Below are 23,686 nucleotides of genomic sequence, written 5' to 3'. Positions count from 1 at the left end.
AGCAATGGTAGGGTGGCGGGAACGATGCGCCACCGCAGCGAAGCTGAGTAGATCCCGCGAGAGCAGTGGTCCTGTCGCCACCAATCCACTAAGGGGTTGCCAGCAGCTAAAAAATATATGGACACATAGCAAGTTTAATGGCAGTATGTCCGAGTGAAGTTGAGTGTCTGGGCCAAGCGGCAGGGCATTTGCTACAAGACAGCTTGGCGGATGTGGAAGGAAGGGCGTTTGCCCGTCCCGGCCGAGCAGTTGCCGACCGGAACGGTGATCGTGCATGCGGAGCCCTCACAACCCAATGGGGTCGCCCTTTACGCACGGGTATCGAGCTCCGATCAGAAAGCGGATCTGGACCGGCAATTGGCTCGGCTGACCGAGTTCGCGCTCAAGCAAACGGTTGCCGATCGTCAAGGCCGTCAAGGAGGTCGGCTCCGGAATGAACGTCCATCGGAAGGGCCTGATCGAGCTGCTCCGTGATCCCAATATCGGCGTCATCCTGGTCGAGCATCGCGACCGGCTGATGCGCTTCGGCTTGGAGTACGTGGAAGCGGCATTGGCCGCGCAGAGCCGATCGGTCCTGGTGGTGGAGTCGGACGACAGGACTGATGACATCGTGGGCGACCTGCATGAGGTCATCGTTTCGATGTGTGCCAGGCTTTACGGGAAGCGATCCGCTCAGGACCGCGCCGAGAAGGCGCTTGAAGCGATCCATGAGTAAGCGCCCTGTTTTCACCTACCAGACCCGGTTGAGGTTGACGCATGAGCAGACTTCGTGTCTTGACGCCTATACGGCGCTCTACGGGCGGGCGCAGCGGACTCTTTTGGCCAGGATGCGGGCGGGCGTTCCCCTAAACGAGCTCAAGCGGTCGTTCCTGCGCCGATTCGGCCTCACCGCCCGGCAGCTCAACGCCATTCGGGTCGAGCTTGAGGGCAAGATCGCCTCGATCCGGGAAAGGCGGCCCGAGTTGATCGAGGAAGCCAAATGGCGGATCCGGAAAGCGGAAGAGGCGGTCGGCCGGCTGGAGAAGAAGCATCCGGGATCGAATGTCGTGCACCAGAAAAAGCGGCGGCTTGCCGTCCTGCGGGCGAAGCTCGAGGCGCTTCTGGCCGATCAGGAGTCCGGCCGGGTCCGGCTCTGTTTCGGTTCCCGACGCCTCTTCCGCAAGCAGTTTTCCCGGGAAGAGAACGGCTATGCGGACCATGCCGCATGGAAGAAGGATTGGCAGGCGGAGCGGAGCAGCCAGTTCTTCGTGCTCGGATCGAAGGACGAGGCCTCGGGCAACCAGTCCTGCCAAGCCGCAGTCGCTCCGGACGGCAGCCTGCGGCTGCGGTTGCGGCTGCCGTACGGATGGGGAAGCACGAGCAAACACCTGGTGCTCGAGGGCGTGCGCTTGGCCTACGGCCAGGAGGAAATCCTCCAGGCCCTCTCCGCCGGCCGGGTCGTGACCGCACAAACCAAGACGGGGAAGCTCTTCCGCAAGCGGGAGGGAGCTGCCGTAAGCTACCGCTTCGTGCGGGACCGGAAGGGCTGGCGGCTGTTCGCAAGCGTCGAGGCGCAACCGGTCTTATTGAGGACGAGCCATCTGGCTGGGGCGATTGGCATCGACATGAACGAGGACCATCTGGCCGTAGCCGAAACCGACCGCTTCGGCAACCTCGTGGAAGTCCGCCGGATCGGATTGCATCTCTATGGGAAGAGCGAGGAGCAAGCGAAAGCCGCGATCGGCGATGCGTGCCGGCAGATCGCCCGGGCCTGCGCCGAATCGGGCAAGCCGCTCGTGATCGAGCGATTGGATCTTCGCAAGCGGAGGGCCGAGCTGGAGGCGGTCGATGGCGTCCGGGCTCGCTCGCTCTCATCCTTCGCCTACGCCAAGACGATCTCCATGCTCAAGGCGGCTTCCTTTCGTGCCGGAGTCAAATGGATCGAAGTCGACCCGGCCTACACTTCCGTGATCGGCGCGGTCAACCACGCGCGCCGTCATGGCATCGGTTCTCACCAGGGCGCGGCCTACGCCGTCGCCCGGAGAGGATTGGGCCTATCCGAGCGCCCGTCCGTGCGGGAGGCGGTCGTGCCGACCCGCAATGGCGGCCATCTCACCTTCGCCCTACCCGCGAGGAATCGGACGAAGCATGTATGGTCGTTCTGGGCGGTCGTTCGGAAGGGGCTCAAAGCGGCGCATGCAGCGCATGCCCGGTCGGGAGGCAATCGCTTGCCTCCCGCGCCTCTGCTCCCGAAATCGCGGGCATTGGGCGCTACGCGGGCTTTGCCGGCGAAACCCCGGCACGCGAACCGTCGGCAGCACTGTTCGGCCGACGTCCTGGACGATCTTCCCTGGTAGGGGAACGGTTGTCTATGGTTTTAGGAACGGTTCCCGATCATGAGTAAGAGCGGTGTGGATCCAGGAGGGCCGGCGGCAGCCAGCTCGAAGCAGGCGCTACTGATCGTGGTAACAACGGGGAAAGAGGCCTTTCCGCGGGCGAATTCGCTTTTGCACATGGCGGGAGTTTTGGCGAATCAGCCGAACACCCAGGTCGAGTTTCTCTTGCTGGGTCCGGGAGTCGAATTGCTGCGTTCGAACCAGAAATCGCCTCCGATCATTGCGGAGGCGCTGGATCACCTGCGCCGATGCGGAGTCGACATTACGGCCTGCGAGGTTTCCTTGGAAGCCTACGGGGTCGAGGCGGATCGGATGCTTCCGGCGAGGCTGGTGAAAGGAGCCGTGGAAATTCGGCGATGTATCGGCGAGGGCGCGACGGTGCTCACTTTTTAAGGAACGATCGCCTTCAAGCCGATAGCGGACGAAACGCCCTTGTTCCGGATTCGCCGCGAAGCCGCGGCGGCACCTCCGGCCGCGTTCGGAAAACGCAAGGAGCTCGATGCCACGGCTGCGGGGCCAAGCACCCGGCGTATCGCCGGGGCTCGCGACCCCAACGGGATTCGAACCCGTGCTACCACCTTGAAAGGGTGGTGTGCTAACCACTACACAATGGGGTCGGTCCGGGTCTGCTTGCGCGAACGCCTACGGATGGAGCAAAGCAGATCGGGCCGGGAGCGGCAAGCGGGAAAGGCGGCGGCCGGATGCTTTCCCTTTCAATGCGGAAGGCCTGTCACCAGCAGGATTGCCAGCGCGGTCAGGGAAAAGACCCCTCCAGCCCAGAGCCATTGCCGCCATCCGAGCTGGACCAGCACCGGGGGCACCCGGCGGGGGTCCTCGGCGGGCGGCAGATCGAGACAGGCGTCGACAAGCTGCCGGCTGAAACGGAAAAGTCGATGGCCGCCGGCAGCGAGGAGAGCCAGCAGAGGTAGGAAGAGAAGGTCGATCCGCCGGAACGCCACGGCCGAAGGCGGGCTCGCCGCCGATTGCGCGGCCAGGAAGTTGCCCGCGATCAGGGTCCCGGCGACGGCGAAGAGCTCGAGGGCATGGGTGGTGAGCGGGAGGCGACACGCGGATGGGGCGGCTTCCGGGGAGCGGCAGGCCCGGGGGCGCATCAGCACGGCTGTCGCCGCCGGCTCGGCCAAGACCTGGTGGAAAGACCGAAGAAGGAGGGCGAAGAGCGCCAAAGCTCCGATCGCCTTCCCCAGCGACCCCGAAGCGCCCAGAGAGGAAGAGAGGGGATGGAGGGCGAGCAGCCAGGCCAACCCGAGCCCGCTCGCTCCGAAGACGGTGATCGCATAGCTGTTCACCAGCGATCCGGTCCCGAGGAGTAAAATGAAGGGATCGCGCCTGCCGGTGCGCGCCAGGACCGGTGTTAGGATCAGCAGCTCGGCAAGGAGGGTAGCCAGCCAAAGGGAGAGGGAGAGGAGAAGAAGCCGCAGGAGCGCCCGCCAGAGCAGGGGTGCTTCCGGCCCCGGGAGGGCGGCGGGCTTCCCGGCGGGATCAAGAAGGAGGGTGCACCCGAGCAAGCCCCAGAGTGCCCATCGGAGGGCCGACCAGGGAACCGTCGGTTTCCGCAGGGGCAAGGACAGGAGGAATCCGAAGCCGAAAAGCCCGCCAAGGAAGGCGCCGAAGGTCGCCGGAGCGGGACTTCTCCCGAAGGCGGGAATGAGGGAAGCCAAGACCGGGATGGCCCCGAGGGCGAGGAAGGCGACGAGGGCTCTCTCCGTCAAGGGCGCGGCGTTGGCGGGCAGCCGTTTGCTGAAGCTCCGTTCGATCGGCTCCCAAAAGGTGAACCGTCCGAGTAGGCCGGCCAGCCAGCAAGCTTCTCCGAGGGAGCGGGCGGACTTGAGGACGCCTTCGCTCACCCAGTTTGGCGCATCCATGAGAGGAAGATTGCGACCGCGTGCGGGAAAAATACCGGCGAAAGCGTCAGGCGGAGGGGATGGCCTGGGAATGCTGCCAGGAAATCGCGTAGTGGACGAGCTCGGGTCCGGAAGCGAGCTTGAGCTTTTCCTTGAGGCTGCCCCGGTAGGCTTCGACGGTTTTGACGCTCAAGTGGAGCTGTTCGGCGATCTGTCGGGTGGCGAATCCCCGTCCGATAAGCAGGAAGACCTCGAACTCGCGGTCGCTGAGCGCTTCCACCGGGTTTAGCGTGGGCTTGGCCCGCCGACCGGAAAACCGCTCGAGGACTCGGGAGGCGACCGATTCGCTGACGAAGATTCCGCCTTCGAGCACGCGCTGAATGCCTTCGAGGAGCCTTTGCCCCCCCTCGCTCTTCATAAGATAGCCTCTGGCTCCTGCCCGGAGGGCCCGCTCCGCATACATCGATTCCTCGTGCATCGAAAGGGTGAGGATCGCCACCTCGGGATAAGCCGCGTGGATATCCTTAATGAGTTCCAAGCCGCTTTTCCCCGGTAGAGAGAGATCGACGATGACCAAGTCGGGCTTCGTCTTTGTGACCAGATCGAATCCCTCGCGCGCGGTCGCCGCGGTTCCGCAGACCGTAAGTCCTCCTTTCGTGCCGATGAGCTGCGCGATCCCTTCGCTCACCAGCGCATGGTCGTCCACGATAAGCACCTTTTTCGGCGGTCCCGACTTGCCCTTGGGCTCGTTCATTTCCGGCTGCCTTTCTTCATCCTCCGCCTGCCGGCAGGAACCGTGCAGAGAACGGTAACTCCTCCTTTCGGCTTCGATTCAAAGCGGATCACGCCTCCGATGAGTCCGGCTCGGTACCGCATCGACCGCATACCCAGGCCCGGGCGAGACGCGCTTTTTGGTCCCATCCCCTCCCCATCGTCGGCCACAAGAAGATAAGTCGAATCGGCTCGTTCGCCCAGGACAATTTCGATCCGCCGGGGCCTTCCGTGCCGGATGGCGTTATGGACCGCCTCCTGCGCAATCTGGTAGAGGTGGACGGCGGTGGCCGAATCCTGAAGCGACGGCTGGCCGAGGAGCGCGAAACGGCAGCGGATTCCCGAGCGCTCTTCGCTCTTTCGCGCGAAATCGGCGAGCGCCTGCGGCAACTCGGCGGGCGAGATGGCCAGCGGCATCAGCCCTTGCGAAAGGGTTCGCGCACAGTCGCCGGCTTCCCGCACCAGTTCCCCGATCCGCAAGGCGAGGGCCGATTCCGGCAGGGAACGGTCCCGGAGCCGCGATTGCAGGAGCTCCGCCTGGTAGTGGATTCCGATCAGCATCTGGCAGAGGCTGTCGTGGATGTCCTGTCCGATCCGCAGCCGTTCGTTCGTTTCCGCTTCGAAGAGAGCCCGTTCCAAGGCTCTCCGTTCGCTCAGGTCCCGCACGAGGACGGTGATCGCGGAGCCCCCTTCCACGGCCGATTGGCTAAGCGATAGCTCGAGGGGAAACACCTCCCCGTTCTTCCGCCGTCCAAGAGCCTCGTGGCGCCCCCTGGCGAAGGAGGCATGCCCGTCTGGCCGATGCGGCAGGCCGAACGAGGGGACGATCTGATCCGGCGTGTGCAGGAGCGTGGCCAGGGGACGGCCGAAGAGCTCGCCCGGAAGATAGCCGAAGATGTCCGCCGCTGCGCGGTTGACGATCTCGATCGAGAACGCGGTGTCCAAAACGAGCATCCCTTCGAGCATCTGGTCGAGCATCTGCTGCATCCATCCGGCGATGGAGCAATAGCCTTGCAGGTGGTTGGGGCCCAGGCAGTTGGCGATCGAAAGACGACAAGGGCGACGCCCCGAATTCTCCTCGCCGAATTGCCTCGTGTTCTCATCCATGGCTGCTGAAGCCATCGTTTCCACCCAAAGTTGCCTGCCGCAAGATTTTCCTCGCGCCGGGCCTACATTTCTTCCAAGCGCTCAATCCCCAAAAGGTCGAGACCCGTGCCCAAGGTGGCGGCCGCTCCTTGGCAGAGCGCCAGGCGCGCCGCGCGCAGGCTCTCCGTCCCTTCCCCGCCCGCCTGCGGGGACGGTTGCAGGACCGGGCAGCATTCGTAGAACCGGTGGAAGGCGCGAGCGACCTCATAGAGGTAGGTGCAGAGAAAGTGCGGGCGCCCTTCGCTTTCGACCCGTTCCAGGGTCGGGCAAAAGTCGAGGAGGAGCTTGACTAACCGCATCTCGGGCTCCGACGAGAGGGGACCCGGACCGGGGGAAAATCCCGCCGCCTCCGCCTTGCGGAGGATCGCCCGCATCCGGACATAGGCGTTGAGCAGGTAGGGCGCAGTATTCCCTTCGAAGGAGAGGAGCTTTTCCCATCGAAACACATAGTCGAGATTGCGGTTCTGGGAAAGGTCTGCGTACTTGAGGGCCCCGATGCCGACGGCGCGCGCGATCTGCATCTTTCGGGCTTCCGGCAGATCCGGCCTTTTTTCCGCGATGATCGCGTAGGCGCGCCGCACGGCTTCGGCGAGCAGCTCCCGCAGCTTGATCGGCTTCCCCTCCCGGGTCTTGAGCGGCTTGTTGTCTTCGCCCAGCACCGATCCGAACCAGACGTGCTCGATCACCACGGGCAAGCCCCATTGCCTGGCCGTTGCGGCCAGCTGCCGGAAGTGGAGACGTTGCCGGCCGTCGGTGACGTAGAGGATGCGGTCGGCCCGCCATTCTTTGACCCGGAAGCGGAGGGCCGCCAGGTCGGTCGTCGCGTAGAGATAGGCTCCGTCGCTCTTCCGGATCAGGAAGGGTTTGTCCTGCAACTCGGGATCGTTCGGGAAGAAGACACAGATCGCTCCTTGGCTCGGTTTGGCGATGCCGGCGGCACAAAGCTCGCGGATGACCGATGCGAGCTGGTCGCGGTACGCGCTCTCTCCCATCGTGAAGTCGAAACGGACGCCGAGCTCCTCGTAGATGCGGGCGAGCTCCGCCTTCGAAGCCTCGACGAACCGGCTCCAGAGCGCGAGATTCTCCGGATCTCCGTTTTGGAGCTTGCGAAGCTCCGCCTTGGCCTGCTCGCGGATCGTCGGATCCGCCTTGGCCGATGCCTGAATCTCCTGGTAGATCTCTTCCAGGTATTCGAGAGGGCCGTTTTCTAGTCCGGTTTCCTCTCCGCGCCGCTTGAAGCCGAGGAGAACCATCCCGAATTGGGTGCCCCAGTCGCCTAGATGGTTGACGGTGATCACGCGATGCCCCAGGAAACGATAGACGCGGGCGAGGGCCTCGCCGAGGATCGTGCTCCGCAAGTGGCCGACATGCATCTCCTTGGCGATGTTGGGGCTCGAGTAGTCGACAACCACCGTCTGCGGCTTGTCCGCCTTTTCAATGCCGAGCCGGGGATCCCCAAGAAGAGAAAAGAAGGCCTTTGCGCAGCGCTCGGGCTTGAGGCGGAAGTTGAGGAACCCCGGACCGGCGACTTCGGGGGGCAGGGACCATTCGGTCTGGCCCACGGCGGCGGCCAGCTCGGCGGCGAGCGCGCGCGGCTCGATCCCCACGCGCTTGGCGAGAACCAGGGCCGCGTTGCTCTGCAGGTCGCCGAATCGAGGATCCGCGCAAGGCTCGATGAGGGGCTCGGGCGGACGTTCGCCGAAGCGGCGTTCGAGAACGGAAACCAGCTGATTTCGTAGGAAGTCGGCGGGAAACTGCATGGTGAAACCCAGGAGAAAGAGGCGCGCGTTACGGGAAGATCAGCGATGACCTGCGGGTGCGGACACCGGCGTCGAGCGGCTTGCCCAGGAGTAGAGGGTCGCGAATCCCTGACCGCAAAGCCGGTAGCTGCAGTAGAGATGATCCCCGAAACGCGTAAGAAGACGGGGAAGAGTCCACGTCGGCGAGAGGAAGCCTAGGAGGAGGGATAGGATGCCGAAATTGAGCGCTGCGATTACCACAAGCGAGAAGAACCATCCCGCCACGTGGAGATCCGGCTGTTCCCGATGGACGGCTTCTACGGTAAAGAAAAGATGGAACCCCCATGTGAACCCAGTTCCTGCGTACAGGAGCCACTCATGGGATCGGATCGGCCGGTAAAAGTCAACGATGGTCCACAAGCCGAGCCAGAGCAGCATATAGAAGGGTACGAAGTACGGGGAGAGAACAATCCATAGGTTCGAACGGTTGCAGCGGATGCTGCCGCTTCGACTGCCGACCCGGAACCGGGAAACGTCGCCACCGTGGAGGAAAACGGCGAGGGCGTGGGTCAGCTCGTGGGCGAAGATGTACGGGCGCTTGGGAAGCCTTCCGAAGAAGTAGACGGCGGACCAAAGGAGCAGACCCCCGCCGAAGCTCGCTACGGGCGTGGACGTCCACCGTCCCTCCCGGAAATAGCTTTCGAGAATATCCTTGAGGAGAAGAAGCTCGGCCGCGATCAGGGGTAAGGCGCAGAGGCCGAGGAAAAAGGTAAAGATCTTCGCTAGGCTTGACACCGCCGATAGAAGCTTCTTATTAAAACACCCTTATGCCTAACACTCGGTCAGCGGCAAAACAAGCGCGGAAGAGCCTCCGCAAACGAGCATACAACTTGAGGGCCAAAAGAGAGCTGCAGCAGGCCACGCGCCAGATGCGCGAAAAGATGGCTTCCGGAGACAAGGCGGATGCCATCGGCTTTTTTTCCCAGTACCAGTCCCTCTTGGATCGGCTTGTCAAGCGCGGACGGCTCGTGCCCCGTGCGGCCGCCCGGCGGAAGCAGCGGGTAGCCAGGAAACTCTTCGTTTCTGCCCCTTCCGGGGGGGAGAGCGTGACGGGGGAGTAAGTTTCGTTCCCGTGAGGACTCCGCCTACAGCTCCGTCTGGGGGGCCGGCTGTTTCGCTTTCGTTATCGTCGCTATGATCCCGATCAAGCGAGGGAAAGAGGTCGAAGGAATGCGCCGCAGCGGCCGCCTTGTGGCCGAAGTGGTGAATGCCTTGCGCTCGATTCTCGTCCCCGGCATCCGGACGAGCGAGGTCGATCGCTACGCCGCGGAGTTGATCGCGGCGCGCGGCGCCAAGAGCGCCTTTCTGGGGTATCGGGGATTTCCGGGAAGCATCTGCATATCGGTCAATGAAGAAGTCGTCCATGGAATTGGCGGCGATCGGGTACTGCAGTATGGGGATTTGGTGAAGCTCGACGTGGGTGTGGTCAAGGACGGTTGGGTCGGCGACACCGCGGTCACCTTTCCGGTCGGGATGGCGGAGCCCGGAGACCTCAAGCTGATCGAGGTTACGAAGAGGGCGCTGTGGGAAGGAATCGCGCAGGCCTATCCGGGCAATCGGATCGGGGACATCGGTGCGGCGATCGAGGCTTGCGTCCGCGCGGAAGGGTTCGAAGTGGTCCGGGAATTTGTCGGTCATGGCGTGGGTCGAAAGCTGCACGAAGATCCGCAAGTGCCCAACTATGGTCGGGCGGGAGCCGGCGCCCGCTTGCGGGCGGGCATGACCCTCGCCATCGAGCCGATGGTGAACGCCGGCGGGGCGGCGGTCCGGCTCCTCGCAGACGGTTGGACGGTCGTGACGAGCGACGGGCGGCGGTCCGCCCACTTCGAGCACACCGTGCTCATCACGGCCGGGGAGCCCGAAGTCCTCACCGATTGCGGGAGCGACTCGGTGACAAGCAAAGGGACGGCGGCCGTCGGACGGAAGGAGGGGGCGGGTGCGGAGGCGGCTCGGAAATAAAAAGACTTGTCAACCACACGGCGCTCCGATTTAAATCGACCTCTTCATCGTGTTAGCGATGAGAAACCAGTCGACGTTGCCAACAACAGGAGCTTCATGAAGGTTCGGGCTTCCGTCCGCCGCCGCACCGCCAACTGTCAAGTCGTACGCCGCAAAGGGCGGATTTACATCATCAACAAGAAGAACCCTCGGCTCAAGCAGCGGCAGGGATAAGATTCGGGCGTCAGGGAGAATAGAAACATGCCTCGTATCCTTGGAGTGGAAATCCCCGGGGCCAAGCGGACCGTCGCGGCTCTGCCCTATATTTATGGCATAGGCCCTTCGCGCGCGAAGTTGATCTGCGAGCTGGCCGAGATCGATCCGGGCTTACGAGCCAAGGATTTGACGGATCAGCAGATTAATCGGATCGTGCAGATCATCCAGGAAAACAACTTCGTGATCGAAGGCGATCTACGCCGGGAGATCCAGCAGAACATCAAACGCTTGCAAGCGATCAAGTGTTATCGGGGGATCCGGCATCTCCGCGGCTTGCCGGTTCGGGGACAACGGACCTCGACCAACGCGCGGACGCGCAAGGGTCCGCGGCGGACGGTTGGAGTGGTGCGGAGGAAGGAAGCAAAGAAGGGCAAGGTGTAGGGCTTCGGCTTGCTGCCGGTAGATTGCGGAGGAGAAATTTTATGGCGGACGAAAAACAGGCCAAGCCTGCTGCGGAAGAAGCGGGGCGACCGGCGGAGCCCTCCGCCAACGCTGCGGTAAAAAACGCGGAGGCCAAGAAGGCGACGGCCGAGCCGGCGGATAAGGAAAAGGAAAGGAGACACAAGGGCAAGGGCGGCAAGGGGATTCATTCCGGCATCGCGCACATTTTGGCCACCTTCAACAATACGGTGATCACGATTACCGACCTCAACGGGCGGACGATCGCTTGGTCGAGCGCCGGCCGGTGCGGGTTCCACGGATCGAGGAAATCGACCGCCTATGTCGCACAGCTGGCGGCTCAAGACGCCGCGCGGCAAGCAGTTGCGCAGGGGATGCGCGAAGTGATCGTCAAGGTCAAGGGGCCGGGGACGGGTCGGGAGTCGGCGATTCGGGCCTTGCAGGTGGTCGGGATCGAGGTGACGGCGATCCTCGACGTTACGCCGGTGCCGCATAATGGATGCCGGCCGCGGAAACCGCGACGAGTCTAGCGCGGAGCGTTCGGCCAGCGTAACGGAAGAATTTCTATGGCACGATATCTTGGTCCCCGGGCGAAGAAGGCGCGCCGGTACAACGTCGCCCTTTTCGGGCCGTGCAAGGCATTGGAGAAGCGGCCATACCCGCCGGGCGTTCACGGGGAGAAGAGCCGCCGCAAGCAGTCCGATTACGCGCTCGCCCTGGCCGAAAAGCAGAAGCTGCGGCTCATGTACGGGGTGACGGAGCGTCAGTTCCGGCGCTACTTCGCGGCCGCCTTGAAGAAACGGGGTGTCACCGGGGAAGTGCTGCTCCAGCTACTCGAATCCCGGCTGGACAACATCGTCCATCGGCTCGGTTTTGCAACCACGCGGTTCGGTGCGCGCCAGATGATCGTGCACGGTCATGTGCAAGTGAACGGCCGCCGAACGACGACGCCGAGCTTCGGGACGCGCCCGGGCGACCGGATCGAGGTGCGCGATCAGCCGCAATCGCGAAAGCTGGCTTTGCGAAACCTCGAGGCTATGCAGGCCGCTCGAGTCCCGGATTGGCTCGTGCTGGAAAAGGAGAAGCTTCGCGGCGAGGTGAAGCGACTCCCCAGCAAGGAGGAGTTGCGGCCGATCGCCAACGAGCAGCTGGTGGTAGAGTTCTATTCGTAACGCTCGCAAAGATCGGAGTCCGGTCGCCGCCGGCACGGGATTCTTCGACGTTGCCGGGGCAGGAAGTCGGCTGGATCTAGGAGGTAATCGGTTCTATGGCAGTGCGCTTAGGACGTTTTGAAATGCCCCAATCCTTGGCGAAGGATGAAGCAGTTTCCACGGAGACGTATGGAAGGTATGTCGTTGAGCCGCTGGAGGCCGGCTACGGGCAGACGATCGGGAACTCCCTGCGACGGGTCCTCCTTTCCTCGCTGGAAGGTGCGGCTATATCGGCGGTCAAGATTGAAGGGGCTCTCCACGAGTTTTCGAGCCTGCCGGGTGTCGTAGAGGACGTTCCCGAGATCGTGTTGAATCTCAAAAAGATTCTGTTCCGGATGGCTTCCCGGGATCCTCGTTCGTTGACGCTCGAGGTGGTCAAGGAGGGACCGGTAGTCGCTGGGGACATCCAGCTTCAGACCGGCGTGGAGATCGTGAACCCGCAGCAGCTCATCTGCACCCTCGACAAGAAGCAGGCGTTGCGGATGGAGCTGGAAGTCAAGGTGGGCCGAGGCTTCCTGATCGCGGACGAGAATAAGAAGGCGGATCAGGCTATCGGCGTCATCCCGATCGACTGCCTCTTCTCGCCGGTGCGCCGCGTCAAGTACGAGGTGGAGAACACCCGCGTCGGTCAGCGGACCGATTATGACCGGTTGATTTTGGAAGTCTGGACCGACGGTCGTATCGCTGCGGACGACGCGCTCGTGCAGGCCGCGGCGATCCTGCGCCACCACCTTGATCTTTTTGTCAGCTACGGCAAGGAAGCAGTAGAGTTCGAAAAACCGAAGCCGCCCGTTCAGGAAGCGGAGAGCCGGCTTCGTAAGATATTGAACATGAGCGTGAATGAAATCGAGCTCTCGGTTCGGGCCGCAAACTGCCTCAATAACGCCAATATTGCCACGGTGGGCCAACTTGCGCAAAAGACCGAGGCGGAGATGCTCAAATATCGGAACTTCGGGAAGAAGTCCCTGAACGAGATCAAATGCAAGCTGGCCCAGCTTGGCCTATCGCTCGGAATGAAATTCGATCCGGGACTTTTATCGGAAGCTCCTACGTCTTCGTCTTCGGAAGCGAGAAGCGAGGAATAACCCGGAGAGACGACGTATGCGCCATTTAAAACGACGCGGCAAGCTGGGAAGACTCTCGAAGCATCGGGAGGCGCTTCTCGCTAATCTGGCGACCGCCCTGATCCGGCACAACCGGCTGAAGACTACGCTGAGCAAAGCCAAGGCATTGCAGCCTTATGCGGAAAAGCTGGTCACCCTGGCCAAGAAGGGTTCACTCCATCACAGGCGCCTGGCGGCCGCCCGCCTGTATGGCAAGGAGGCGGTGCAAACGCTGTTTCGGGAAATCGGACCGCGATTCGCCGGACGCGCCGGCGGGTATACCCGCGTGACGAAGATCGGGCATCGCCTTTCCGACGCGGCGCGAATGGCGGTGATCGAGTGGACCGAGCCGATGGCTTCGGCGAAAGAAGGCGGAAAGCCGTCGAAGACGGCCTCTTCCGAAAAGGCCGAGACATGAGCACGGGCTCGGTCCGGCTGTAGCCATTCTCCTCGAGCCGCCGGTCAGCCGTTCGGCATAGGCCGACCGGCTCGGGAAATCGGCGGACTATCCCTCGATCGTGCTGAGCTCGACCGGCTCGACGATAACCCCCAAATTTTCGAGCCACTGAATCGCCCGCTTGAGGACCTCCCGCTCTCCTTCGAGCTCGATCGCGACGATGCCGGTTGTCTGGGTAACCTGCGCGCTTCGGATATTGAAGACCAACTCGAACGAGCGGCCGAGCTCCCAGATGATCGGCCTTTGGCAGAGCGCCTCGTCGAAGGTCAGCCAGAGTCGCTGTTTTTCCTTTGCCACGATTTTCAGCCTCCCGCCACCGCCGGGACGATGCTGACCTCGTCTTCCGGGCCGACCGGAGTCTGCTGGTCTTGCAGGAAGCGGATGTCCTCGCCGTTGACGTAGACCGCGACGAACCGGCGGAGCGCGCCCGTCTGGTCAAAGAGCCGTTCGCCGATGCCCGGGAACTGAGCTTGGAGATCCTTGAGGAGTTCTCCGACTGTGCTGCCCCGCCCGCTCACCTGATCCTTGTTGCCGGTCAGTCCCCGCAAGGGGGTGGGAATCCTCACGGGAATCGTACGCTGCGTCGTTGCTTCACTCATGGCTTTGTTTTTCCTTTCTCATGTACCGACTAGGTTGTTTTGGGAAGGGGAGAAGGCGTCATGTCGGAGGAGACCAGGCGATCAAATTCCCGCAAGCTGGGATCGATCACGCGGGGAGAAGGCAAGAACCCCGAAAGCGCCTCGGCCGTCTTCAGCCCGTGTCCGGTGATGCAGAGCACCACTGAAGAGTCTTCCGGAATCTTCCGGGAGGCGATGAGCTTGCGGGCGCAGGCCACCGTCACCCCTCCGGCCGTTTCCGCAAAGATTCCCGTGGCCTCCGCCAAGAGCCGAATGCCTTCAAGAATTTCCGGATCCGTGGCATCCTCCGCCGCCCCCCCGGTTTTCCGGATCGTCTGGATCGCATAGTATCCGTCGGCGGGAGTGCCGATCGCAAGCGACTTGGCGATAGTCTGCGGCTTCGGCACCGGGCGAATCAGCTCCGTTCCCTTCCGAAAGGCGTCGGCGATCGGATTGCACCCCGCAGCTTGCGCGCCGTGGATGGCAAAGGGAATCTCCTCGACCAGCTCGGTATCGATCATCTCCCTGTAGGCTTTGGCGATCTTCGTTAAGAGGGAGCCGCTCGCCATGGGGATCACGGTATGCGCAGGCAGCCGCCAGCCGAGCTGCTCGGCGATTTCGAAGCCCATGGTCTTGGATCCCTCGGCATAGTAGGGCCTGAGGTTGACGTTGACGAAGGCCCACCGGTATTTTCCGGCGATCTCCGAGCAGAGGCGGTTAACCTTGTCATACGGCCCGCGTATTCCGATCACCCGGCTTCCGTACACGAGGCTTCCCAACACCTTCGAGGCCTCGAGGTCGGCCGGAATCAAAACGTAACTTTCGAGGCCGGCGCTCGCCGCGTTGGCGGCAACGCTGTTAGCGAGATTGCCCGTCGACGCGCAGGCGACAACCGAAAACCCCATCTCCTTGGCTCGCGAGAGGGAGACCGCCACGACCCGATCCTTGAAGGAGAGAGTCGGATAGTTGACCGTATCGTTCTTGATGTAGACTTCCCGAACGCCGAGCGCCCTTGCCAGGCGATCCGCACGGACGAGCGGGGTAAAGCCGACCTGGATCCCAACGCTCGGTTCTCCGTCGAGCGGGAGAAACTCCCGGTAGCGCCACATCGTGGGAGGTCGGGACTCGATCCGGCTGCGGGAGATCCGCCGGCGGATGGCATCGTAGTCGTATACCGCTTCAAGAGGCCCGAAATCCCATTCGCAGACGTGAATCGCCTCCTTGGGATAGAGCCGCCCGCATTCGCGGCACCGGAGATTCGTGAACAAGTCGGATTGCATCGGCTGCCTTTCTGGCTCTCACCGATGCGACAATCCAGGATAGGTAGGGATTTTCATCCCTCTCATCCTTCTCCGAGGCCGCCCGGAGCTGGGATTGGCACCTGACGGGATCAGCTTTCGCCTCACCCCGGTTGCCGCGGTTTCGCAGGGCCAGATCCCTCCGCCGCTCTCGATAAGAGTCGTCGTAACGATATCCGCACTTGGCCGGGGGTCAATGCAAAAGAGCGGATTTGCACAAACCCGAACCGGCAAGTTCTGCTCCTCGGCGGCGGGGAGAGCCGAGCCCGGACGAAAAGAAAGAAAAGCGCAGCAGGAAGTGCAAGCCGGCATGAAAAGAGACAAAGAAGGCCATCGGCGCAGCGCGGAGCCAATCCTGGTCACGGGGGCGCGCGGGCTCCTCGGCCGCCCTCGATGCGGCTTTCGAACGAGAAGTTCCTCCAGGCCATTTGCGGCCGGTTCGGTTCCGTCCCTTGCGCGACTCGATCGCTCGCGTCGTGGAGGAATTCCGGAAAGAGAAGGCATCCGTTTCGGAAACTTAAGGATCTCGGCAACCAAGCCGAAGAAGACGGAGAATCCGATGATCAAAGTCCAGGTGGGTGACGGTGTGTTCGAAGAAAAGCAGCTGCTTGCGGACCGGATCCACGGAGGCATCGGGAGAATCTGGGGGGTCGCATGCCGGGACCAAGGTCATCTCGTACCTGCATAAGCAGGCCAAGGGGGACGGCGCCCGTAAGCTCCGGGACGAAGTCCGTTTCCTGCAACAGCTTCCCGCAGACTTGGCGGAAAAATTCCCCAGGGTGGTTCGGTATTACGCATCGTCCTCGGCGGTCGCGATGGAGCAGGAGTTCATCGCGATGCCGACCTTGCGGAAGATCCTCGGCGAGGAGAACGCCAGCGCCGAGGAGGCCATCGCATGGCTTCAGCGAATCCTCGATTTCCTTTTCGAGCACGCGTACGACCGGGCTGCAACACAGCCTCCGGAGGATGATTGGGAGCAGCTCCACTTCCTGCGCGCCTGGGCGCGCTTCTCGGAAAGGATCCGGAAGGCGCCCCTTTTTGCAAGGGTCATCTACGCGGATCGAATTACGATCCAAGGAGAGGAGTGCTACAACGCGCCGGCGATCCTCCTGGCCCTCGAGAAGGATGAGCCGCTCCGCCGGCGGCTAAGGCCGAAGCGGGTCTCTCCCTTCGCCCATGGAGACCTCCACTTCGATACCATCCTGGTGGATCGGAACACCGGCTCGTTCGGCCCGGCCGATCCCCGCGGCTACGAGTTGTGCGATCCCTGGTACGCCGCCGGAAAGCTCTACCACTCCGCTCGCGGCAAGCATGACCTCATCCCCCGGGGAGAGTTTCGCTTGGACTAGGAGGCGAACACGCAGAAGAGAGTCGATGTCGACCTCCAATTCCTGCCGACCCCCGCCTGCGAGAAGTACGACCGCATTGCAGAAACTCTGGAAGGCATCCTCTCCCGGCACGCGGAGCAGGAAGACGTGGCGACGCTCTCCTGGTTCAACGAGGCGGTCCACTTCATCGCGGATATGCCCTTCCATCTGAGCAGGGATAAACAAGGAGGTTCGGGCTATGGCGATCTATGCGACCGGGATGCGCCTCCTCAACCAGCTCGTCAAGGAGCGCTCTCCGCACTTGATCGAGGAGATCGAGAGGAATCGCGGAGCCATTCCGGAAGAGAAGTTCCTTCGGGGGACGGGCTGGAAGTTCCAAGGGAACGCCGCCGCGTAAGCCGCGCCGCCAATAGGAGCCCGGGCGCCCGGCGCCGTGCCCGGGAACCGCTCGGCCGGAGACCGGATCGGGATGCCCGGAGGTTGGCTTCCGCTCAGGAGAAAAACCATTGCGCGATCCGTTCGGGGGTCGCCATCCCGAGATCTGGCAGCGTCCGGTCCGCCAGCTGCAAGGCCTCGGCGGGATTGGTCGTGGTGACGGCGACCGCCCGCATTCCCGCCCGCTTGGCCGCTTCCACGCCGACGGGGGCGTCCTCGAAAACGACGCATCGCTCGGGTGGGAATCCTAGGCGGCGGGCGGCAAGAAGAAAGACTTCCGGATCCGGCTTGCCCCGATGCACGTCCTCGGCGGAAATCACCGTCCGAAAGCGATGGCGGAGATTCGCCTGGTGGAGGGTGAGCTCGATATTGGCTCGGGCGGTGGACGACGCGATGGCCATCGGGACCGATCGCTCCGCGAGGGATGCGCACAGCGCCATCCCTCCGGGATAAAGATCGATGCCTCGTTCCGCGACGATCGCGCGATAGAGCTCTTCCTTCCGCTCGCTGATTCGGCGAATTTCGGCAGGGTCCTCCGTCCAGTGCAGCAGATGCGGAATGACCCAATCGTTCTTCTTGCCGAAGGAGGGAAGAAAAAAGTCGGGAGGAAGCGGTTTCCCCTCCTCCCGGGCGAGCCGGCGCCAGCTTTCCAAGTGGGCGGCCGCCGAGTTCACCAGCACGCCGTCCCAGTCGAAGATGGCCGCCCAGTCCCGGTTGCCGGGGGCTCCGGTCGCCGAGCCGTCCGCCTGCGCCGATGTCTGCTGTCGTTCCTTTTCGTTCATGGCTTTCTCCCTCTCTGAATCGGTTCGTCTCGACCCGGGGCGCGGTCGCCGGAAAAGGCTCGGGGCTCCACCGCAGAACGTTCCCACCGGGGTCCGGAAAGAAACAAGAACGCGATCCGGAGCAAGACTAGAGATGCTCCTTGCGTTCCGAATGCTGCGGATCGGGTGGAAGCGAGCGGGCGCCCCGGTTTGCCGAGGTCGCTTGATCAGGAGCATATCGTCAACGAGCGCGCCCGGTCAATCGCTTGGGAGCCGGATCGGTCCGGCTAAGGGAAACGACCGGCGAAACCGCACGAAGCAAGAGAAAGGCAGCCGAAAGGACGAAAGGATTTTCATCGCCTCTCTTCTTGGCATAGCTTTCGCTGTTAGGGAGAAGTCGGCAGGAGAGGGACCATGCCCGAGCCAGATCCGTTTCTGGAGGCAGCGATCGCGGAGGCGCGCGCAGGGCTGGCGGAAGGCGGGATCCCCGTCGGGGCCGTCATCGTCCATGGCGGTCGAATCCTGGCGAGCGGTAGGAACCGAAGGATCCAGTGGGGAAGTGTCATCCGCCACGGCGAGATGGACGCGCTGGAAAATCTCGGGCGCCGGCCCGCCTCCTTCTATCGGTCGTGCACCCTCTACACCACTCTCTCGCCATGTCCGATGTGCGCGGGGGCGATCCTCCTCTACCGCATTCCGCGGGTCGTCATTGGAGAGAATCGCACCTTCCCCGGCTCCGAAGAGCTGCTGCGCCGGCATGGCGTGATTATCGAGGTGAGGGATGACGCCGAGTGCCGGGGGCTGCTCGCCGAATTCATCCGCCGGTCGCCCGCCGCGTGGGATGAGGACATCGGGCTTGTCGCGGACGAGCGGGCGGGCGGCTTGATTTCCGGCTTGTGAGGAAGCGGGGGTGCGGGGAGAGGCGGAGCGGCGGCGGCTCGGGGAGGGGGCTCCGCCCACTTCGTGTATCGCGGAGATCGAAAAGGAGGTGGTCGCCTGCCGCCGCTGCCCGCGTCTGGTCGCGTGGAGGGAGGAGGCGGCCGCGCACCCTCCCAAGCGCTATGCAGGGTTCCGTTATTGGGCCCGGCCGGTTCCGGGATTCGGCGACCCGCAGGCCCGCCTTCTCTTGGTCGGCTTGGCTCCCGCGGCTCACGGTGGAAACCGGACCGGCAGGATCTTTACCGGAGATCGGAGCGGAGACTGGCTCTTTCGCGCTCTCCATCGCTTCGGCTTTGCGAACCAAGCGATCTCCCGCGACCGCGACGACGGCCTGCAACTCTTCGACTGCTTCGTGACCGCCGCCGTCCGTTGCCCTCCGCCGGAGAACCGGCCGTCACCCGCCGAACGGCGCAACTGCTATCCCTTTCTCGCTCGGGAACTCGACGCCCTCGTCAGAATCCGGGTCTTGATCGCACTAGGCGGATTGGCCTTCGCAACCCTGCTCCGTTGGGTGCGGCAGCGCTGGCCGGAGGAGGCGGCCTCCTCCTTGCCGCGCAGCCGGACTACGTTCGCCCACGGAGCGGAATTCACCCTCCCGGAAGGGCGAACCCTGCTCGCCTCCTACCACCCGAGCCAGCAGAACACCTTCACCGGTCGCTTGACCGAGGCGATGTTCGACGCGGTCTTCTCCCGCGCGCGTGCGCTGCTCGAAGCCGGCCGCGAAGGAACCCTTTCCGGCGGCGAAAGCGTCAAAAGTTGATGCGGACGGGGATCTCGGAATGATGCTCGCCCGAGCACCCTTGGTCGGTCGGAACGTCCACCGGACGATCGCTGGCTTGGACCAGACCCTTGGCGATGAGCCACTCTTCGAGCTCCTGGCCGCTGATATCGGCAAGCATCTCTCCGTCCACCTCGACGCACGGAGAGAAAGGCTGTCCGCTTTTCCGGATCATCTCTTCCCGATACGCCGGGACATTGATGATGTCGCGGTCCTCATAGGAGAGCTGATATTTCCTTAGGATCGCCCGCACGCCCTGGCTCCAGCCGCAGGTGGGCTTCAGATAGGCAATAATCTTGGGTTGGCTCATGTTTATCCTATAGGTCGGCAGTCGGAGGAACGCCAATGCTTTTTTCCGCTACGGGGTCCGTTTCCGGCCCTTTCCGCAGCGGCTCCGGTCTCGTTCCGGAGAGAAACGGCAGAATCGCGCGGAGGTTGCGGCAATCGTCCTCTACGCCCTCCACCTTCGGAGTCTCCAGAACCATCGGAATCCGCGACCAGCGCGGGTCCCGAAGAAGCGGGCCGAAGCCGGCGAGCCCTAGCGATCCTTTGCCCAGGTGCTCATGGCGGTCCCGCCGGGATCCGAACGCGGCCGCCGAGTCGTTGAGATGAATAGCGCAGACCCGATCGGCGAGCCCCAGGCCTTCCAGCATCCCGATGAAGGCCCGGTATCCGGTCGGAGTCGCAAGGGGATAGCCGGCCGCCCAGAGATGGGCGGTGTCGAGGCAGATGGCGAACCGCTCCGGGTCGTCCAGCTCCTCAAGAACCCGGCGCAGCTGCTCCAGCCGCCATCCGAGCTGGTTTCCTTGTCCGGACATGGTCTCCAAGGCGATGCGCACGCCCGCCGGCGATGCCTCTTTCGGAAAGAGAGCTCGGAGCCGCCGGACGAGCCGGGCCAGGGCCGCGTCGGGATCTTCGCCGGGCGCTGCGGCGCCGGGGTGGAGGACGAGGAAGGGAAGGCCCAGCCGCGCCGCGCGCCGCACCTCCTCGCGGAGCGCTTCCGAGGATCGCTCGGCCAGGGGATCCGAAGAGGCGGCCAGGTTGAGGAGGTAGCCGGCATGGGCAAAAAAGTAGATGCCGGAAGCGGAAGCGGCCCGGCGGAAGGCCAAGGCTTCTTCGGCTCCAAGAGCAGGGGCTGTCCATTGCCGGCAGTTCTTGAGGAAGATCTGCGCGGCGGAAAAACCGCATTGGGCCGCACGCTCCACTGCACGTTCGATCCCCCCGGCGATCGAGACGTGCGCACCCAGAAGCCGGCCCCGAAGCTCGGGGGCGGATAGGGGGCAAACGGGAGGCTGCCGTCCTCGCGATGGCGGGGCGGCTCCCTCCGCTTCCTTCCTTGAACTTCCCGGCATCGTTGGGTTCCGAGGACTTGTGAAAAACGATTGTCTTTTTAAGCGGCGGGGGCAAGATGAGTTTGGACGACGAGCATGGCCACGTGGACTCTTTGGCGGGAGATTCCGGATGAATGGGTTCACGAGATCCTCCTCGCGGTTCGCGACTCCGATAAGCGGCTCTACCGGGTCGCCATCGAGCTGACGAGCCGCCGCCTGGGGATCCGGCAGGGGAAGCTCCTGGAAATGCCGAAGGCGCAGAGGCATCAGCTCGCCCGGCGGGTGCTCTCCCTGCCGCAGAGCGAGGAGATCTCCTCCCATCTCTTCACCTGCTGGCTGGTGCACACGCGCGCGCCGATGCTCTGCGCCTGGCTGGATGCCCTCGAGATCCCCCATGATGGCCGGGGGGTCGTAGAGAAGTTCGGGGAGGAGCCCTCCCCGGAAAAGCTGCGGGAGGCGCTCGAGCGGCTTCTCGCCTGCTTCCCCCGGCTAGACGTCGCCATTTACCTCCGGCTCTTCAACGAGATCGATGAGGTCGGTTGGGAAGGCCTCGAGGAGATCCTTTCGGGCGATGAGCGGCTACGGATCGGAAGAGAAAGTACGGAAGCCGCGGAGGCCAGAGGATAGCGAGGGGGGCTCTTCATGGCGAAAACGGATGCGGCAGAGAATGCCGGTTCCTTCGAGGAGGCCTTTCGGCGGCTGCAGGAGATCGTGACCCGGATGGAGAGCGGAGATCTGGCTCTCGAGGACCTGCTGGATCGCTATGAGGAAGGGATGCGGCTTGTGAAGTTTTGTAGTGACAAACTTTCCCTGGCGGAGCAAAAGATCACCGTTTTGGGGCAAGGGCCCGGGGGCCAGGAGCCGGCGGTCGGAACGCCGCAGGCGGATCCGAAGGGCTCCGCCCTCCGAGGAGAAGAGGAAAAAGAGGGGTAATCCTTGGGACGTCTACTCGATGAGATCGATTCGCCGGCGGATCTGAAAAAGCTTCCGATCGGAGAGCTGCCTCGCTTGGCCGAGGAGATTCGCCAGGAGATGATCACGGTCCTGGCGAAGAACGGCGGCCATATCGGGCCTAACCTCGGGGTCGTCGAGCTGACCATCGCGCTCCATTACGTCTTCCAGACGCCGCAAGACAACATCGTCTTCGACGTTAGCCACCAGGGATATGTCCACAAGCTCTTGACGGGCCGCCGGAAACTCTTTCCGACGATCCGCCAGCCCAACGGGCTGTCGGGGTTCCTCAACCGTGCGGAGAGCGAACATGACTGCTACGGGGCCGGCCATGCGGGCACCGCTCTTTCCGCCGCCTTGGGCATGGCGGTCGGCCGCGACCGCCGTGGGGGAAAGGAGCACGTGATCGCCGTCTGCGGAGACGCGGCGTTTACCTGCGGCATCACCTACGAGGCCCTCAACAACGTCTGCGAGCAGACCCGGCGGCTGATCGTGGTCCTCAACGATAACGAATGGTCGATCGACAAGAACGTCGGAGCCATCGCGAGCTATTTCAGCCGGATCGTCAGCCACCCGGCCTACTCCTGGCTTCGCGACCGGGCGGAGGAGTTCCTCAAGAAGATTCCCAATCGCGGGGTCCTTCGGGCGGCGCGGAAGGCGGAAGAGGCGGTAAAAAGCCTGCTGCTGCCGAGCGTGATTTTCGAGGAGCTCGGTCTGACCTACTACGGTCCGGTCGACGGCCACGATGTGGGGATGCTGATCTCGATGTTCGAGTTCCTAAAGCAGCAGGAACATCCGGTCCTGCTCCACGTGCTCACCCAAAAGGGGAAGGGCTTCGCGCCGGCGATGGAGAAGCAGAAGAAGTTCCACGGCCTCGGTCCCTACCATCCGGTGACCGGAGAGACGCCCAAGAGCGAAACCGTGACTTGCTCCCAGGTCTTCGCCGACACCCTGATCAAGCTTGCCGATCAGAACCGCAAGGTGGTGGCGATCACGGCGGCCATGCCGAACGGAACCGGACTCGACCGCTTCCAGCCGAAGTTCCCCGACCGGTATTTCGATACCGGAATCGCCGAGGAGCACGCCGTGCTTTTTGCAGCCGGGCTGGCGACCAAGGGCTTCAAGCCTTATTGCGCGATCTATTCGACTTTCCTGCAGCGCGCCTTTGACCAGATCGTCCATGACGTGTGCCTGCAGAATCTGCCCGTGGTCTTCTGCATGGACCGGGGCGGGCTATCCGGCGACGACGGGCCGACCCATCACGGCCTCTTCGACATCTCCTACCTCCGCTGCGTGCCCAACATCACGATTCTCCATCCCAAGGATGAGGACGAGCTGGCCGACATGCTCTTCACGGCCATGCATCATCCGGGACCGGTCGCGATCCGCTATCCGCGCGGAGCCGGTCCGGGCGCAACCGTCAAGCCGTTCCCCGAACTGATCCCGATCGGGAGGGCCGAAGTCCTCCAGCATGGCCGGGATGTGGCGATCCTGGGACTGGGCATGATGATTCCGATGGCCCGCGCGCTTGCCGATGCCCTCGAAGCCGAGGGGGTTTCGGCGGCGGTGATCAATCCTCGAACCGTGAAGCCGCTCGACCGGGGAACCCTCGAATTCTTCGCACGCAGGGTCGAGGCGATCGTGACGATCGAGGATCACGTCTTGGCCGGAGGCTTCGGATCCCTAGTTCTCGAGGCGCTCTCCGACATGGGGATTGCGGTTCCCGTCGTCCGGATCGGTTGGCCGGACCAGTACATCGAGCACGGCAAGGTCGATCAGCTGCGGAAAAAATACGGCCTGACCGTCGAAGCGGCTCTGGAAAAACTGCGTCCCATCCTTAAAGGAAGGCAACGGTCCTTCGGGGAGATCGCGTAGGCGCAAACCCGCCGGCTCGCAAAAGGCGCGGTGTCT

At 63.3% G+C, this 23,686-nt stretch carries 28 protein-coding genes, 1 tRNA gene, 1 pseudogene and 1 riboswitch; of the genes and pseudogenes, 18 read left to right on the top strand and 12 right to left on the bottom strand.

The window, feature by feature from the left end; genetic code table 11:
* The first annotated feature begins 153 nt into the window (after positions 1-153).
* The 3 genes and pseudogenes from MTHMO_RS06465 (at position 154) to MTHMO_RS06455 (ending at position 2,768) form a co-directional block, all read left to right on the top strand.
* Positions 154-715 (top strand): annotated as a pseudogene (locus MTHMO_RS06465) (IS607 family transposase).
* Positions 708-2,336 (top strand): transposase, encoded by a 1,629-nt coding sequence (locus MTHMO_RS06460; RefSeq protein ID WP_202214058.1) that lies wholly within the window; start codon positions 708-710, stop codon positions 2,334-2,336. Before MTHMO_RS06465 ends, MTHMO_RS06460 begins: the two are co-directional and overlap by 8 nt.
* Before the next feature lie 39 nt (positions 2,337-2,375).
* Positions 2,376-2,768: a DsrE family protein gene (locus tag MTHMO_RS06455; RefSeq protein ID WP_202214057.1), complete on the top strand. Its 393-nt coding sequence runs from the start codon at positions 2,376-2,378 to the stop codon at positions 2,766-2,768.
* Between the two features lie 152 nt (positions 2,769-2,920).
* Here MTHMO_RS06455 and MTHMO_RS06450 read toward each other — a convergent pair.
* The 6 genes from MTHMO_RS06450 to MTHMO_RS06425 all read right to left on the bottom strand — a co-directional run bounded on the left by MTHMO_RS06450 (position 2,921) and on the right by MTHMO_RS06425 (position 8,688).
* Positions 2,921-2,992, bottom strand: a tRNA-Glu gene (locus MTHMO_RS06450).
* A gap of 96 nt (positions 2,993-3,088) precedes the next feature.
* On the bottom strand, positions 3,089-4,258 hold the full coding sequence (locus MTHMO_RS06445) for a hypothetical protein (RefSeq protein ID WP_202214056.1): 1,170 nt from the start codon (positions 4,256-4,258) through the stop codon (positions 3,089-3,091).
* 46 nt (positions 4,259-4,304) lie between these two features.
* On the bottom strand, positions 4,305-4,991 hold the full coding sequence (locus MTHMO_RS06440; protein WP_202214055.1) for a response regulator transcription factor: 687 nt from the start codon (positions 4,989-4,991) through the stop codon (positions 4,305-4,307).
* Positions 4,988-6,115 (bottom strand): PAS domain S-box protein, encoded by a 1,128-nt coding sequence (locus MTHMO_RS06435; protein ID WP_202214054.1) that lies wholly within the window; start codon positions 6,113-6,115, stop codon positions 4,988-4,990. The genes MTHMO_RS06440 and MTHMO_RS06435 overlap by 4 nt, the downstream gene beginning before the upstream one ends.
* A gap of 62 nt (positions 6,116-6,177) precedes the next feature.
* On the bottom strand, positions 6,178-7,914 hold the full coding sequence (gene argS, locus MTHMO_RS06430; protein WP_202214053.1) for an arginine--tRNA ligase: 1,737 nt from the start codon (positions 7,912-7,914) through the stop codon (positions 6,178-6,180).
* A gap of 39 nt (positions 7,915-7,953) precedes the next feature.
* Positions 7,954-8,688, bottom strand: a complete 735-nt coding sequence (locus MTHMO_RS06425; protein ID WP_202214052.1) for a hypothetical protein — start codon at positions 8,686-8,688, stop codon at positions 7,954-7,956.
* A 32-nt stretch (positions 8,689-8,720) separates the two neighbouring features.
* Here MTHMO_RS06425 and rpsT point away from each other — a divergent pair, with 32 nt between their 5' ends.
* From rpsT to rplQ, 8 genes are all read left to right on the top strand, one after another.
* Positions 8,721-9,014, top strand: coding sequence for a 30S ribosomal protein S20 (gene rpsT / locus MTHMO_RS06420; protein WP_202214051.1), 294 nt, complete (start codon positions 8,721-8,723; stop codon positions 9,012-9,014).
* 73 nt (positions 9,015-9,087) lie between these two features.
* Complete coding sequence (map, locus tag MTHMO_RS06415; protein WP_202214050.1) at positions 9,088-9,912, top strand: type I methionyl aminopeptidase; 825 nt, start codon at positions 9,088-9,090, stop codon at positions 9,910-9,912.
* Between the two features lie 96 nt (positions 9,913-10,008).
* On the top strand, positions 10,009-10,125 hold the full coding sequence (gene rpmJ / locus MTHMO_RS06410; protein ID WP_202214049.1) for a 50S ribosomal protein L36: 117 nt from the start codon (positions 10,009-10,011) through the stop codon (positions 10,123-10,125).
* Between the two features lie 27 nt (positions 10,126-10,152).
* Complete coding sequence (gene rpsM / locus MTHMO_RS06405) at positions 10,153-10,548, top strand: 30S ribosomal protein S13 (protein ID WP_202214048.1); 396 nt, start codon at positions 10,153-10,155, stop codon at positions 10,546-10,548.
* Positions 10,549-10,589: 41 nt separating this feature from the next.
* Positions 10,590-11,096 carry a 30S ribosomal protein S11 gene (gene rpsK / locus MTHMO_RS06400; protein ID WP_202214047.1) on the top strand — a complete coding sequence of 169 codons (507 nt, stop codon included), beginning with the start codon at positions 10,590-10,592 and terminating at the stop codon, positions 11,094-11,096.
* A 36-nt stretch (positions 11,097-11,132) separates the two neighbouring features.
* Positions 11,133-11,738, top strand: a complete 606-nt coding sequence (rpsD, locus tag MTHMO_RS06395) for a 30S ribosomal protein S4 (protein ID WP_202214046.1) — start codon at positions 11,133-11,135, stop codon at positions 11,736-11,738.
* Positions 11,739-11,833: 95 nt separating this feature from the next.
* Positions 11,834-12,862 (top strand): DNA-directed RNA polymerase subunit alpha, encoded by a 1,029-nt coding sequence (locus MTHMO_RS06390; RefSeq protein ID WP_202214045.1) that lies wholly within the window; start codon positions 11,834-11,836, stop codon positions 12,860-12,862.
* A 16-nt stretch (positions 12,863-12,878) separates the two neighbouring features.
* Positions 12,879-13,298, top strand: coding sequence for a 50S ribosomal protein L17 (rplQ, locus tag MTHMO_RS06385; RefSeq protein ID WP_202214044.1), 420 nt, complete (start codon positions 12,879-12,881; stop codon positions 13,296-13,298).
* Positions 13,299-13,385: 87 nt separating this feature from the next.
* Here rplQ and MTHMO_RS06380 read toward each other — a convergent pair whose 3' ends face one another.
* From MTHMO_RS06380 to thrC, 3 genes are read right to left on the bottom strand one after another with little or no spacing between them, the layout of a single operon-like run.
* Positions 13,386-13,634 carry an NIL domain-containing protein gene (locus MTHMO_RS06380; RefSeq protein WP_202214043.1) on the bottom strand — a complete coding sequence of 83 codons (249 nt, stop codon included), beginning with the start codon at positions 13,632-13,634 and terminating at the stop codon, positions 13,386-13,388.
* Between the two features lie 5 nt (positions 13,635-13,639).
* On the bottom strand, positions 13,640-13,936 hold the full coding sequence (locus tag MTHMO_RS06375) for a MoaD/ThiS family protein (protein WP_202214042.1): 297 nt from the start codon (positions 13,934-13,936) through the stop codon (positions 13,640-13,642).
* Positions 13,937-13,965: 29 nt separating this feature from the next.
* Positions 13,966-15,234, bottom strand: a complete 1,269-nt coding sequence (gene thrC / locus MTHMO_RS06370; RefSeq protein WP_202214041.1) for a threonine synthase — start codon at positions 15,232-15,234, stop codon at positions 13,966-13,968.
* A gap of 59 nt (positions 15,235-15,293) precedes the next feature.
* Positions 15,294-15,413, bottom strand: a riboswitch (SAM riboswitch).
* A gap of 618 nt (positions 15,414-16,031) precedes the next feature.
* On the opposite strand from thrC, the gene MTHMO_RS06365 reads away from it, so the two are divergent.
* Positions 16,032-16,601, top strand: coding sequence for a hypothetical protein (locus tag MTHMO_RS06365; protein ID WP_202214040.1), 570 nt, complete (start codon positions 16,032-16,034; stop codon positions 16,599-16,601).
* 217 nt (positions 16,602-16,818) lie between these two features.
* Positions 16,819-16,977 carry a hypothetical protein gene (locus tag MTHMO_RS06360; protein ID WP_202214039.1) on the top strand — a complete coding sequence of 53 codons (159 nt, stop codon included), beginning with the start codon at positions 16,819-16,821 and terminating at the stop codon, positions 16,975-16,977.
* Between the two features lie 94 nt (positions 16,978-17,071).
* Here the strand turns inward: MTHMO_RS06360 and MTHMO_RS06355 are convergent, their stop codons facing one another.
* Positions 17,072-17,797: an HAD family phosphatase gene (locus MTHMO_RS06355; protein WP_202214038.1), complete on the bottom strand. Its 726-nt coding sequence runs from the start codon at positions 17,795-17,797 to the stop codon at positions 17,072-17,074.
* 393 nt (positions 17,798-18,190) lie between these two features.
* Here MTHMO_RS06355 and MTHMO_RS06350 point away from each other — a divergent pair, with 393 nt between their 5' ends.
* Together MTHMO_RS06350 and MTHMO_RS06345 are read left to right on the top strand one after the other, a co-directional pair.
* Entirely contained in the window at positions 18,191-18,676 is a 486-nt protein-coding gene (locus MTHMO_RS06350) for a nucleoside deaminase (RefSeq protein ID WP_202214037.1), read from the top strand.
* 10 nt (positions 18,677-18,686) lie between these two features.
* Positions 18,687-19,475, top strand: coding sequence for a uracil-DNA glycosylase (locus tag MTHMO_RS06345; RefSeq protein ID WP_370568264.1), 789 nt, complete (start codon positions 18,687-18,689; stop codon positions 19,473-19,475).
* On the opposite strand, the gene MTHMO_RS06340 is transcribed toward MTHMO_RS06345, so the two are convergent.
* The gene (locus tag MTHMO_RS06340; RefSeq protein WP_202214036.1) at positions 19,465-19,803 is read right to left on the bottom strand and encodes a glutaredoxin; all 339 of its coding nucleotides are present in this window, start codon (positions 19,801-19,803) and stop codon (positions 19,465-19,467) included. The two genes, MTHMO_RS06345 and MTHMO_RS06340, sit on opposite strands and share 11 nt — an antisense overlap.
* Before the next feature lie 7 nt (positions 19,804-19,810).
* Positions 19,811-20,845, bottom strand: a complete 1,035-nt coding sequence (locus MTHMO_RS06335) for a deoxyribonuclease IV (protein ID WP_202214035.1) — start codon at positions 20,843-20,845, stop codon at positions 19,811-19,813.
* A 75-nt stretch (positions 20,846-20,920) separates the two neighbouring features.
* Between MTHMO_RS06335 and MTHMO_RS06330 the strand changes: the two genes are divergently transcribed.
* The 3 genes from MTHMO_RS06330 to dxs are packed head-to-tail and all read left to right on the top strand — an operon-like array spanning position 20,921 to position 23,650.
* The gene (locus MTHMO_RS06330) at positions 20,921-21,451 is read left to right on the top strand and encodes a hypothetical protein (RefSeq protein ID WP_202214034.1); all 531 of its coding nucleotides are present in this window, start codon (positions 20,921-20,923) and stop codon (positions 21,449-21,451) included.
* A gap of 15 nt (positions 21,452-21,466) precedes the next feature.
* A complete protein-coding gene (gene xseB / locus MTHMO_RS06325) occupies positions 21,467-21,757 on the top strand; it encodes an exodeoxyribonuclease VII small subunit (RefSeq protein ID WP_202214033.1) in 291 nt (96 codons plus the stop codon).
* 3 nt (positions 21,758-21,760) lie between these two features.
* Positions 21,761-23,650, top strand: a complete 1,890-nt coding sequence (gene dxs / locus MTHMO_RS06320; RefSeq protein ID WP_202214032.1) for a 1-deoxy-D-xylulose-5-phosphate synthase — start codon at positions 21,761-21,763, stop codon at positions 23,648-23,650.
* Positions 23,651-23,686 lie beyond the last annotated feature (36 nt).

Source organism: Methylacidimicrobium sp. AP8 (assembly GCF_903064525.1).
Lineage (GTDB): Bacteria > Verrucomicrobiota > Verrucomicrobiia > Methylacidiphilales > Methylacidiphilaceae > Methylacidimicrobium.
Note: the sequence above shows the minus strand (reverse complement) of the source record. Positions and strands in the feature narration are given on the sequence as shown.

What these genes read in the sequence shown, in the direction of transcription:
- MTHMO_RS06460 (WP_202214058.1), top strand. Translation starts at nt 708, where the DNA reads ATGAGTAAGCGCCCTGTTTTCACCTACCAGACCCGGTTGAGGTTGACG.
- MTHMO_RS06455 (WP_202214057.1), top strand. Translation starts at nt 2,376, where the DNA reads ATGAGTAAGAGCGGTGTGGATCCAGGAGGGCCGGCGGCAGCCAGCTCG.
- MTHMO_RS06445 (WP_202214056.1), bottom strand. Translation starts at nt 4,258, where the DNA reads ATGGATGCGCCAAACTGGGTGAGCGAAGGCGTCCTCAAGTCCGCCCGC.
- MTHMO_RS06440 (WP_202214055.1), bottom strand. Translation starts at nt 4,991, where the DNA reads ATGAACGAGCCCAAGGGCAAGTCGGGACCGCCGAAAAAGGTGCTTATC.
- MTHMO_RS06435 (WP_202214054.1), bottom strand. Translation starts at nt 6,115, where the DNA reads ATGGATGAGAACACGAGGCAATTCGGCGAGGAGAATTCGGGGCGTCGC.
- argS (WP_202214053.1), bottom strand. Translation starts at nt 7,914, where the DNA reads ATGCAGTTTCCCGCCGACTTCCTACGAAATCAGCTGGTTTCCGTTCTC.
- rpsT (WP_202214051.1), top strand. Translation starts at nt 8,721, where the DNA reads ATGCCTAACACTCGGTCAGCGGCAAAACAAGCGCGGAAGAGCCTCCGC.
- map (WP_202214050.1), top strand. Translation starts at nt 9,088, where the DNA reads ATGATCCCGATCAAGCGAGGGAAAGAGGTCGAAGGAATGCGCCGCAGC.
- rpmJ (WP_202214049.1), top strand. Translation starts at nt 10,009, where the DNA reads ATGAAGGTTCGGGCTTCCGTCCGCCGCCGCACCGCCAACTGTCAAGTC.
- rpsM (WP_202214048.1), top strand. Translation starts at nt 10,153, where the DNA reads ATGCCTCGTATCCTTGGAGTGGAAATCCCCGGGGCCAAGCGGACCGTC.
- rpsK (WP_202214047.1), top strand. Translation starts at nt 10,590, where the DNA reads ATGGCGGACGAAAAACAGGCCAAGCCTGCTGCGGAAGAAGCGGGGCGA.
- rpsD (WP_202214046.1), top strand. Translation starts at nt 11,133, where the DNA reads ATGGCACGATATCTTGGTCCCCGGGCGAAGAAGGCGCGCCGGTACAAC.
- MTHMO_RS06390 (WP_202214045.1), top strand. Translation starts at nt 11,834, where the DNA reads ATGGCAGTGCGCTTAGGACGTTTTGAAATGCCCCAATCCTTGGCGAAG.
- rplQ (WP_202214044.1), top strand. Translation starts at nt 12,879, where the DNA reads ATGCGCCATTTAAAACGACGCGGCAAGCTGGGAAGACTCTCGAAGCAT.
- MTHMO_RS06375 (WP_202214042.1), bottom strand. Translation starts at nt 13,936, where the DNA reads ATGAGTGAAGCAACGACGCAGCGTACGATTCCCGTGAGGATTCCCACC.
- thrC (WP_202214041.1), bottom strand. Translation starts at nt 15,234, where the DNA reads ATGCAATCCGACTTGTTCACGAATCTCCGGTGCCGCGAATGCGGGCGG.
- MTHMO_RS06360 (WP_202214039.1), top strand. Translation starts at nt 16,819, where the DNA reads ATGGCGATCTATGCGACCGGGATGCGCCTCCTCAACCAGCTCGTCAAG.
- MTHMO_RS06355 (WP_202214038.1), bottom strand. Translation starts at nt 17,797, where the DNA reads ATGAACGAAAAGGAACGACAGCAGACATCGGCGCAGGCGGACGGCTCG.
- MTHMO_RS06350 (WP_202214037.1), top strand. Translation starts at nt 18,191, where the DNA reads ATGCCCGAGCCAGATCCGTTTCTGGAGGCAGCGATCGCGGAGGCGCGC.
- MTHMO_RS06340 (WP_202214036.1), bottom strand. Translation starts at nt 19,803, where the DNA reads ATGAGCCAACCCAAGATTATTGCCTATCTGAAGCCCACCTGCGGCTGG.
- MTHMO_RS06335 (WP_202214035.1), bottom strand. Translation starts at nt 20,845, where the DNA reads ATGCCGGGAAGTTCAAGGAAGGAAGCGGAGGGAGCCGCCCCGCCATCG.
- MTHMO_RS06330 (WP_202214034.1), top strand. Translation starts at nt 20,921, where the DNA reads ATGGCCACGTGGACTCTTTGGCGGGAGATTCCGGATGAATGGGTTCAC.
- xseB (WP_202214033.1), top strand. Translation starts at nt 21,467, where the DNA reads ATGGCGAAAACGGATGCGGCAGAGAATGCCGGTTCCTTCGAGGAGGCC.